The organism is Candidatus Schekmanbacteria bacterium (genome assembly GCA_003695725.1).
In the GTDB taxonomy this organism is placed as follows: domain Bacteria; phylum Schekmanbacteria; class GWA2-38-11; order GWA2-38-11; family J061; genus J061.
In genome coordinates this window covers 1-10,737 of the sequence record RFHX01000051.1, presented here as the reverse complement: position 1 = coordinate 10,737, position 10,737 = coordinate 1, and the positions used below count along the sequence as shown (strand labels likewise).

The 10,737-nt window shown below is 36.1% G+C and carries 9 protein-coding genes; 7 read left to right on the top strand and 2 right to left on the bottom strand.

What is annotated here, in order from left to right:
* Positions 1-2,850, top strand: a 2,850-nt coding sequence (locus D6734_02470) for a hypothetical protein (protein RMF97310.1), incomplete at its 5' end; no start/stop codon positions are given.
* A gap of 20 nt (positions 2,851-2,870) precedes the next feature.
* Here the strand turns inward: D6734_02470 and D6734_02465 are convergent.
* On the bottom strand, positions 2,871-3,707 hold the full coding sequence (locus D6734_02465) for an MBL fold metallo-hydrolase (protein ID RMF97309.1): 837 nt from the start codon (positions 3,705-3,707) through the stop codon (positions 2,871-2,873).
* 166 nt (positions 3,708-3,873) lie between these two features.
* Between D6734_02465 and D6734_02460 the strand changes: the two genes are divergently transcribed.
* From D6734_02460 to D6734_02445, 4 genes are all read left to right on the top strand, one after another.
* Entirely contained in the window at positions 3,874-5,199 is a 1,326-nt protein-coding gene (locus D6734_02460) for an NAD(P)/FAD-dependent oxidoreductase (protein RMF97308.1), read from the top strand.
* Positions 5,200-5,339: 140 nt separating this feature from the next.
* Complete coding sequence (locus tag D6734_02455; GenBank protein ID RMF97307.1) at positions 5,340-5,900, top strand: hypothetical protein; 561 nt, start codon at positions 5,340-5,342, stop codon at positions 5,898-5,900.
* A gap of 71 nt (positions 5,901-5,971) precedes the next feature.
* Positions 5,972-7,318 (top strand): NAD(P)/FAD-dependent oxidoreductase, encoded by a 1,347-nt coding sequence (locus D6734_02450; protein RMF97306.1) that lies wholly within the window; start codon positions 5,972-5,974, stop codon positions 7,316-7,318.
* Entirely contained in the window at positions 7,299-7,475 is a 177-nt protein-coding gene (locus D6734_02445) for a 4Fe-4S dicluster domain-containing protein (GenBank protein ID RMF97305.1), read from the top strand. Before D6734_02450 ends, D6734_02445 begins: the two co-directional genes overlap by 20 nt.
* A gap of 341 nt (positions 7,476-7,816) precedes the next feature.
* On the opposite strand, the gene D6734_02440 is transcribed toward D6734_02445, so the two are convergent.
* A complete protein-coding gene (locus tag D6734_02440) occupies positions 7,817-8,104 on the bottom strand; it encodes a hypothetical protein (protein ID RMF97304.1) in 288 nt (95 codons plus the stop codon).
* A 238-nt stretch (positions 8,105-8,342) separates the two neighbouring features.
* Between D6734_02440 and D6734_02435 the strand changes: the two genes are divergently transcribed.
* The gene (locus tag D6734_02435) at positions 8,343-9,023 is read left to right on the top strand and encodes a hypothetical protein (GenBank protein ID RMF97303.1); all 681 of its coding nucleotides are present in this window, start codon (positions 8,343-8,345) and stop codon (positions 9,021-9,023) included.
* 75 nt (positions 9,024-9,098) lie between these two features.
* On the top strand, positions 9,099-10,737 hold a 1,639-nt coding region (locus tag D6734_02430), incomplete at its 3' end, for a hypothetical protein (GenBank protein RMF97302.1).

Sequence of the window (10,737 nt, the reverse complement as noted above, 5' to 3'; positions counted from 1 at the left end):
TGCGGTAAACTCACGGTCAACGAGAAGGGCGAGCTTGTTGTTGATGCGTCATCGAATATTGTATTCACCAAACCCTATGCCTATCAGATGATAAACGGTGAAAAGAGAGAAGTAGGAGCGGAATACAAAATTTGCAGTGACAGGAAGTCCTATGGTTTCAGGGTGGCATCATATAATAAAAACTATCCCCTAATAATCGACCCTCTTATTGCTTCGACTTTTGTAGGAGGAAAGACTACAAAAGCATCCACAGATGTAGCTTATTCTATTTCAAAGGATAGTGATGACAATATATATATCTGCGGGGCGACAGATGCAATCGATTTTGCCTCTGATGCAAAATCATATAACAAAAAATACAAAGGAGACGGAGGAAAGGATGTATTTGTTTTGAAATACAAGAATGGTGATTTGAGTAATCCGCCTGCGGCATCCATTCTCTTTGGTGGAAGCTTGGATGATTCCGGAAATGCTATATCTTTAGATTCTAACGGAAATGTATATGTAGTTGGTATGACATGGTCACCGGATTTCCCTGTAGCTTCAAAGAAGTTTTCAGGATATAAAACCAAACCAAACGCTTACGATGCCTTTGTTGCCAAGCTTTCGAATGACTTGAGTTCTATAAAGTCAGCTTCCTTTATTGGCGGTGATGGAAACGATACAGCTATAGATGTAGCTTTATCTTCCGATGGCAATGTTTATGTTACAGGTAATTCAAACTCTGAAACATTTGGAATCAGTAAAAAAATCAATCATGGGAAAGGTACCATCAAATCTTCGTCTGATGAAGTTTTTATCACACGATTAAACAGTGACCTTACCTCACTTCTATCCAGCAGTTTTATAGGTGGAAAGCGTGATGATTCAGTAGCAGCAATTGCTTTGGATACAGCTGGAAATATATTTATAGCCGGAAAGACTGAATCTTCCGACTTCCCTGTTGGTTCTGATGTGTATGGAGATGTCTATCTCAAGTTATTCAATGATCATTGGTATCCTATGCAGGGATTTATAGCCAAATTCAATAACGATTTATCTACATTGCTATCTTCAACATATTTGGGTGGAAAAGGCAGGGATCTTATTGACGATATTGCTACTGACAGCAGTGACAATGTATATGTCTCAGGATGGACTGAAGCTCCGGATTTTCCTTCACTTGATCCTTACAATTATAATGATCTCGATGGTAGGGGGTTTATCACAAAGCTTGATAATAATTTGAGCGACGTTCTCGCCAATACATTTTTAGAAGGAGTGTCTGAACCTGATATTTATTCAATCGAATTTGATTCTGCGGAGAATATTTATGCAGGTGTTATAAGCAATCAAACAGATCATAATGTAACGAAGCTAAAATATATAAGGAAATTGGATAGTGATTTAAATTTTCTTACTTCTCAGTTAGATACTGACTATGGAGTAAGGGATATTGTAATAGACAGCAACAGTAACGTTTTCCTAATTGGCGGTGGAGGAGTTAATGTTTCTAAAATAGACGGCGACTTGTCTTCTGTTATTAATTCAACTTCTGTTGTGGGAGTATTGGCTTCAAATGACTCGGCTAACTCACTTGCAATAGATTCTAAAGGAAATATATATGTGGCTGGAACAACAGATGCAGATAGTTTTTTCAAAGTGGACAAAACTTTCAAAAACATTTCCAATGATTCTCAAAACATCTTCGTCTTCAGAATTAACAAAAAACTTTCCAAAATCAAATCCCTTGCATTGATTGGTGGCAGTGGCGAGGATAATGAATCGAAACTGGCAATAGATAAAAATAACAATGTTTATATTGCGGGCAATACCATTTCATCAGATTTTCCTGTTTCCGACAATGCATACCAAAAAGAGTTTACTGCATGGGGTTCGTCAACATCAGGATTCGTTGTCAAATTGAATAAACGGCTTAACAAACTTCTTGCAGGAACATATTTTGGAAAGAAAAATGATGACTCTATAGACGATATGGCAATAAGCCCTGACGGCTATATATATGTAACAGGGCGGACAAAATCACCCAACTTTCCAGTTACGGACAATGCCTATGACAATACATTTGAACAATCATATGAACTTTTCATTTCGAAATTCAACAAGAGCTTGTCAAACCTTCTATCTTCTACTTTTTTCTATAATAAATCAGGTCTAACTTCTTATGGCATACCTGCTATAGCTATTGATTCGAAGAGTAATGTATTTGTTGCTGTTGGAACAGGATTAGGCATAGGCAATGAAAAAAAGGGAGTTCTAAAATTCAATAATAATTTGGATACCCTTTTATCATCTATGATTATTGATTCCGATGTAACAATAAAGTCTGTCTTAGTCGACTCAAAAGACAATGTTTATATCAGCGGCATTATATGGTCAGGAAAAATTCCAAGTAAAAAAGCGGTAAAGATAAGGGCTTCCACATCTGGACCTGATGTTTTTATCTCAATGCTCAACAACAGCTTGGGTAAAATTATCAGGAGCGCTATGGCAGGAGGTAGTTCGTATGACATAATGAATTCAATAGCAATAGATAGGAATGATAATATTTATGTGATTGGAACTACTATTTCAGATGATTTTCCCACTACTATATCAATCAAGCGGCTTAAAAGTGGTTTAGATAAGAATACTTTTGTGATGTCATTTTCAAAGAAGCTTAAAAAGCTTAAAAAATCATTTAAATTCGGCGAATATTCAAAATTCATTGGAAATGCAATTGCAGTTGATGATAACGGAAATATTTTAATTGCAGGAATTGCAAATTCCAGTAAATTCCCTATGACAAAAAAAGCATTTGACAGTTCATTTCATGGCAATAACGACATTTTTGTTGCCAAGTTGAAATAGTGCAGTTGTATTTTTATCCTTTATATTTCCCCAACTTTATGATTTCTTTCCTCCTTCAAAATATTCTTCACGAAGTTCATCTTCGAGAATATTCCCCGCGACATATAAGCAAAACTTGATTCTTTTCCAAAAACTCTATCGCGTATCTCTTCAGGACTGATACCTTCCCTGTAAAGAGCAAGCACCTTTTCACGCCATTGACTGAAATTGTCAATTTTCTTCTGCAATTCTTCAATTGGATTTTCAAGGACCTTACCGCTTGCACAGAAAAACTTCTTTGGTTTGAGATCAATTATTTTTTCAAGAGATTTGATCGTCCCTGATACCGATTCTGTTGCCCTGAGAAATATAGGGCGTTTTGTAATGAAGATATCACCTCCCACCACCCATTCCTTTTCAGGTATGTAAATGGAAATATGTCCGGGAGAATGCCCAAAAGTTTCTATTGCTTTAAATGTAAAATTATTTCCCTTTATTTCATTCGGAATTTCTTCAACAGGAGATGGTTTTGCTAATCCCCAACAGAGGCCATTTGAAATAGGATAATCGCGTGGTGGATTGGCTATTCTCTGCAATGCGTCTTTGTGGGCATATGCAGTCAATTTGTATGTTTTTGTCAGCAAGTAGTTCCCTCCTATATGGTCTTCATGGTTGTGGGTGTTTATTATTATGCTTAACGGACGAGTTTTAAATAAACTGCAAAGTTGTTTGTCAACCTTCTTGAATCCTGTATCTATTAAAACTCCATCTGTATAATATGCGCAAACACAAAACATTTTAGGTTTCATTCCTAAAATAGTGCTTTGCATCTTGATTTTTAATATCCCATTCAAGTCTTCAATTTTTATAAATGACATCTTGAAATCCTCAAAAAATGCAATAATTCAACATTTGAAGCTAATAGCATAATAATTTGACTTTTTAAAAAATTACTCATATAAACTTTTCAAATTAAAAACAAGGTTCAAAAAATAATTTCTGCTATTGGAACTCATTTTAAAGAATTCTTTGAAGAGATAGGGTATGAAATATGATGTTGTCATAGTTGGTGCCGGTCCCGGTGGATCGGTTGCCGCATTGAGTGCCCAGAAGATGGGTTTGAAAACAGCTCTTGTTGAACGAAGAAAGATCGGTTCTGTTCTGATGCGCGCAAATACCTGTATGATGGTTGATACAGAAGGATTCAATGGAGAGCACTTAAAAATAGTAGAAGAAAATCGTTCTACTAAAATTGTCTTTCAAAAGAACGGATTTGAAATCGAGTATCCTGATAAATTAGAAAAGATATATGATTCAATTAGTTTTTCCCCCTCCGGTAAAAAGGTTTATGTCCATAATACAAAAATTCCTCTTTATCATCTCTTCGACAATCAGCTTATGCTTGATACACTTACTTCTAAGGCTGAAGAGACAGGTGTTAAAATATTCGATGAAACATTGGCAATAGGAGCGGAAGACGCTGGAAATTATGTGAAAATAACATTGAAGACCAGAAGCGGACAAGAATACATTGAAGGGAAGATAGCAATAGTGGGGGAGGGATTAAAATCAATTATTGCTCAAAAGACAGGTGCCAATAAACAACGGCAGGTTATGGGACGAGGTCCATCTCTTCAATACACCCTTGATAATGTCAATTTTCCTTTCCCAAATAGAGCTTTCTGTACATTTTATGGCTCTACATATTCGAGGGGCGGTGGTGTCTTGTATATGGCGCCCTGTAAAGGAGGAGAAAAAAAATTCTATGTTGGTATCAGCGGTGTCAATCCTGCAAAATTCTGCAGGGTTTTTTTAGAAGAATTCTTTGAAAAGGAGATGTTGAAGGATTGGTTCAAGGATGCAGAGATAGTTGCCCGCAATGGTGCTGTTGTTCACCTTATATCACCTATGGCTGATCCTGTGCAGGGAAATATAATCTTCATTGGCGATAGTGCAGGTTTTGCTGAAACGATGTATCAGGGGGCAATGATGTGCGGATTTAGAGCTGCAAAGGCGGCAAAGATGGAGCTTGAAGGCAAAAATGGAAAAGATGATTATAGGGAATTCTGGAGGAACTCTTTTAATTGGAATAAAAATCCCCAAGCAATGGCTGATTATTTGAAGATTGGATTCTTTTATCCATTCTTTAATAATGAAGAGCTTGATTATCTCTTTGGTCTTGTTGATGGGAAAACTTTTGAGGGAGTCCACGACCCGTATCAGCAGGTTAACAAATTGTTTGACATTCTGTTGCAGTCAAAGGATATAGATGCAGCGATTGCTGAGAAGGCGAAGAAGTTTCAGAAGATAACAATGCAGGATATTGCACAACTGATAATTCAGAAAAGGCAGTTTGCAAAAAAAGAATAAAATTTTTATAAAATTTATTGGTGCGCAAGCAAGGAGGCAATTCTTCGGCATTGAAACCGGTAAAAGAGATGAGTGATGGCCGTTGTAATGCTGAAGAATATTATAAAAAAGATTAACCTTAAAAATAGGGAGGTTTAACAGTGGCTGACGATTTTGGATATTCAGAAGAAATTCAAGAATTTGCAAAAGAAGCGGTATGGAAAGATGGAAGATGGATGGCAGTTATTGTAAAGGCAATTTACGAGAAGTATGGAAGAGAAGCAATCGATGTCCTTTGCGATGCATTTTACAAATTTGGCGAAGAGGAAGCAAAAAGATATAAGAAAGAGCTTGGCTGGGAAGGAAGGGAAGATGAAATCAATGTTGCAGTTGCATTGAGAGATATTTATCCCAATGTCCACAAGCATATAGGTGCGGCTGGAATGGAAATCGAAAGAATTAAATTTTCTGAAAAAGAGAGTGAATCCCATGTTCCTTTCTGCTATATCCACGACGCATGGAAATCCGTTTGGCCTGAAGGTTCGCATTTTATGTGTGAAATTATTTCAAAGGCACATGATACAGGGTTTATGCATGGTTTGAATCCAAAACTTGAATGGACACATCATGCTGAAAAACTGAATGAAGATGGTACAAGACAGGAAGGACTTGCAAGAGGCAAAGAGTACTGTAAGATGTGTTTAGTATTGAAAGAAGACTAATTTAAGATAAACTTCTATAAATCTGCGGCAGGGTTTTTAATTCCCTGCCGCTTTGATTGAAGGAGGAATAAATGGATTATGATGTAGTCATAGTTGGAGCTGGTCCTTCAGGTTTAATGTCGGCCGGTGTCCTTGCCAAAAAAGGTGTGTCAGTTTTAGTGATTGAAAAAAGGCCTAAGATAACTAATTACTGCCGCGCTTCATCAGGGATGTTTCACAATTCAGAAGGAATGAATGGAGAAACTGTTACATTCAGGCGGCGAATGAATGAATCTTATTGGCATTTTAGAGAAAGCAATTTTGAAGTCAAATATACTGGCGGTCAAATAGATTTTTATGACTACTATGTTTTTTCTCCTTCAGGATATAAACTACATATGTATAGAAAGGAAAAGCCTCTCGGAATCTGCTTTGATATGGATGCACTTCTTGGAGACCTTCTTAAGGAGGCGGCTTCTTATGGAGCAAGCTTTGTTACTTCAACAATTGCAATGGAAGCAAAAAATATAGAAGGCGGAGCAAAGGTTAGAGTAAAAACTAAAGATAAAGAATATTGGATTTCAGGCAAAAAAGTAATTGGCGCTGACGGATTAACATCAAAAATAGGTGCCTCACTTGGATTCAATGAAGGAAGATATTTATATGCGAAGGGACCTTCAATCGAATATACAGTTGCAAACGCTGATGTCCCTATGCCTCCCGCATGGATGCGTTTTCATGGAGCCAATTATACAAAAGTTCCCGGAATGATATATATGGTGCCAAGCGCATTTGGTGAAAATCAATGGAAAGTTGGTGCAGGCGCAGGAATACCCGGAAGACTTTCAACTCTTGCAATAAATCATTTTTTAAAAGAAGGACCTTACGCCCATTGGTTCAAGAATGCTTCGATAGTGGATAAAAGAGGATGCAGTGTGGCTATGTATGAGCCTGTCAGTAAACCTTATAAAGGGAATGTTTTGATGCTTGGTGAAACGGTCGGCTTTGCAGAAACATTGGTGCAGGGGGCTCTTGTATGCGGCTATCGAGGTGCGAATGCAGTATATGATGAATTATGCGGAAAAAATGGTTTTGAAGAATATGAAAAGTTTTGGAATAATTCATTTTTATGGTTGAAGGATCCGCAATGGCAGGCAGATTATGCAAAAACTGCTTTTATGTATCCATTCTTCAATGATGAAGAGCTCGATTATATGCTTAAATTCACTGATAATATGCATTTTCCGGGTGAACTAAATCCTTATAAGAGCCCTATAAACTTTATGAATTTTATGAATGAAGTTGAAGGCATAAAGCCGGAGATTCTGCAGAAAATCAAGATGTATAAGGATTTGGATATGCATCAAATAAGAGCAATAGTGGAAAAAATGAAAGAACAGGCAATGGGAGGGAAGACAAATGCCGCTCAAAATAAATAGTGATGAATGTATTGCTTGCGGTACTTGTGTTGATGAATGTAAGCAAGGCGCATTGTTTTTAGAGGAAGATACGGTTGTTTTGAGAGAAAAGGATTGTATTCTTTGTGGAGATTGTGTTGCGATATGTGTGGCAGGCGCTTTAGAGATAGAAAAATAAAAGTATAAGAATTATACCGAAGACTGTAAAAACAGATTATCAGAAAAAAGTAAAAAAAAGAATTGAACCAAGGCAAAGAATTGTAATGAGTTCCGCCGTGTAAATAAGAACGATTTTAAAGTCTCTTTTATTTGTATTTCTAACTATCTCGTCCATATTTCTTAATAAAAAAGGAATTGATTTTATCTTCTTATCGAAAAAAGTTTGTAAAAATTAATCATAATTTTTTGGGAGAGACAGGGGATTATTTCTCTTCACAGAAAAATAGGGAAAACAAAAGAAAGCTGTCGATGACTATAATTGGGTGGTAAAGAAATTGTTATACAAATATTAGTGCAATATTATTTCTTTATTTCTTCAATCTCCCTATCAAGCTCTTTATCTGTCCACAATCCTTCTTCGTTTATCCTTTGATGACCAGTGATTGTTTTCATAACTGGCAGGTTGAAAAGCCAATGGACAGGTTTGACAACGAAAATATCGAGAGCCAGTCCAGCCGGATAGGCGGCATATGCAGCAAGTTTTATGGGATTCAATGTATTGTCATCCTCTACTTGATGGGATAGCGCAGGTGTGCTGAAGGAAACAATCAGAAAGAGAACAGCTGTGAATATAAATATTCTTTTCATTTTTTTCTCCTTTTTGATTCACTATCTTTTTAAATTTTAATGTCCACATCTAAAAAAGTCAAAGAAAGATATTTGTAAAAAGAGATTTTTTCTGCTGTTCATACGGATATTGGGACACTTGACCCTGAGCCCAAGGTGGCAAATTAACGAACACGGAGGGTAATAGTTTCCTTTACAAAGCGATGGATTTTCAATAAGAGTTCTTAAAAAATTTAATTAATTTGAGCAGGAGGTTTATATGTTCAATATTGAAACAATGAAACCGCGCAATTACGGGCTTTTTTGTTTTTTTACATTCTTCATATTTGAAGCGCTAATTGAAGGAGCTTTTAGAAGAATAGCAGAACTTGGCAATGGTCCCTGTGGTTATATGCTTTTATTCTTTTTTGTTGCATCTATTGTTCTTGGAGTCTATGGTGTTAAACTTCCAAGATTGCAGCAGGGCTATTTGGGAATGTTTTTTGGTTTTTCCTGTTGGTCGGTTGAAGAAACATTGGAGGTCATAAAAATACCTGCCTCCGATGCGCTTTTTTGCCCTCTTAATGCTGAACATCCTTTTTTCTGGATTACATTTGAAAGTCTCCCCTTTGCGTTTATTCTCCTTTTCTTCTATTTTATGATTCTGGATTTTAAATTAGAGGTATCTCAAAAAATTCCTCTACATTTGCAGGTTGCAGTTACTTTTGTGTCAGCAGGATGGATTTTGACAGGGTTGTCCCGAGGTGCAAGAACAGTTTTTGAATATCAAGGAATTGGCACATATCTAATTATTGCTATTCTGGCGGCAATATTTCTTTTATCATTCATAAATCTTTTGAGAATTAAAAATAAGGAAGCATCCCCCATTTTAGCTGGGCTTTCGATAGGAAGCCTTATTTCTCTATTCTTTACCTTCTTTTTTATGCTAAAAGGTATATAGAGGGAATCATTCAATGTTGACAATGGTATTTCGTTGCAGGTAATTAAGTACTATTGATTTGGAAATTAAAATAAGATGAAAATGTTAAGGTATAGATTTCTTTTTGTGGTGTCTTTGCTTTTGCTCGTATTCACTTTTCCTGTTTCATCTGAAGAGGTATATTCATCTTCGCAACAGTTGGACGCAATCTCAAAGGGCGACATATATTTCCAAAAAGGAAACAATTTTTTCGAGAATAAAAATTATGAATCTGCAATAAATTCGTGGGAGAAAGCTCTCATTTTTTATAGAGCTGAAAAAGATAGAAAAAAGGAAGCTATTACACTATCGAATCTTGGAAATGCTTATGATGAAGCTGGTAGTTATAAAAAAGCAGTGGAGAAATATTTGGAAGCGATAAAGTTGAGCAGTGAAATAGGAGATAATCGTCTCAAGTCTGATACTCTCACAAACATAGGCGTATCTTATTGGAAATTAAAGCTCTATGATGATTCCCTTCAATCTTTTCAAGAGGCGGCAAAGATTGATAGAGAAAGCGGGCGAAAAGAGAGCGAAGCTTTCAATCTTCTAAATGCCGCTAAGGTTTACAAAAAAATTGGGAAAATTTTGGAGGCAATCAATAACTATAAAGTTTCGATGACTATTTATAAGGAATTGAAAAATGATGATATGGTTGAGGACGAGCTTATAGAATTGGCAGAATTGAGCAAAGAAATAGACAATAAGGTTGAAGCACTCGATTACTATCTTGAAGCAATCGAGATAAAGAGAAAGAAAAATGATTTGACTGATATAAATAAATTATTGGACGAAGCAGCACTTTTACAAGGAGAAGAAACCGCAAAAAAGGCTAATCCTCAGGTTCAAAAAACAAAAGAAGAAGAATTGGAGGAAGAAGTAATAGAAGAGGTAATGACTTCCGGAATAAGGGAAAAAACAATCTCTGAAAAAACAAGAGGACTTGCTCAAAAAAAGAAAGAGCAGAGGAATGCGGAATATTATTTTAGGTTAGGGATAACTGCTGAGGCGCAATATAACTTTTCCGAGGCAATTGATTTATATGAAAAATCAAAGAAGATTTGGAAATTGGAAGATGGCAAAAAAATGAAATCCGGCATTCTAATTCGCCTTGCGAATCTGTATTTGATAAACAAAAGGGAAAATGTTGAGCCATTATTGAATGAAGCACTCTCAATATGCGACGAAATAAATGATATATCCGACAAAGCATTTGCATTGGAAGTATTGGGAAGATTCTACCTTTCAAAACTGCAGCTTCCTGAGGCATTGAAAAGCTTTAATGAATCCTTTGCTCTTTTTGACAATGTAAAGAATCCAATGATGAAATCCCTTTTAAGAGTAGATATTGGAGACTGCTATTTTGCTTCTTCTATTTATAGAAAAGCTGAAAACTATTATGAAAAAGCTCTACAGGAAGGATTAGCAGAGAGAAATGATGCTGTTATTTGGCGCGCAAAATATGGGATTGCTAAAACTCTTTATGCGAGAAAAAAATTCGATGAAGCATTCAGTTTTATGATTAGTGCTGTAGGAATGAGTGATAGAGAAGGTGGAGATGTCTTTTTTGATTTTTATCCTGACAAAAAGAAGTTTGCCATAGATGAAGATGCATTGAGCTTATTCATAGAGCTTTATAAGAAAACAGGGAATATTAAATATGCTGAAGCGGCATTCCTTTGCAGTGAGAAAATAT

Bases quoted from the DNA above. Each gene is read 5' to 3' on its own strand.
- D6734_02460 (RMF97308.1), top strand. From the start codon at position 3,874: ATGAAATATGATGTTGTCATAGTTGGTGCCGGTCCCGGTGGATCGGTT.
- D6734_02450 (RMF97306.1), top strand. From the start codon at position 5,972: ATGGATTATGATGTAGTCATAGTTGGAGCTGGTCCTTCAGGTTTAATG.
- D6734_02435 (RMF97303.1), top strand. From the start codon at position 8,343: ATGTTCAATATTGAAACAATGAAACCGCGCAATTACGGGCTTTTTTGT.
- D6734_02440 (RMF97304.1), bottom strand. From the start codon at position 8,104: ATGAAAAGAATATTTATATTCACAGCTGTTCTCTTTCTGATTGTTTCC.
- D6734_02465 (RMF97309.1), bottom strand. From the start codon at position 3,707: ATGTCATTTATAAAAATTGAAGACTTGAATGGGATATTAAAAATCAAG.
- D6734_02445 (RMF97305.1), top strand. From the start codon at position 7,299: ATGCCGCTCAAAATAAATAGTGATGAATGTATTGCTTGCGGTACTTGT.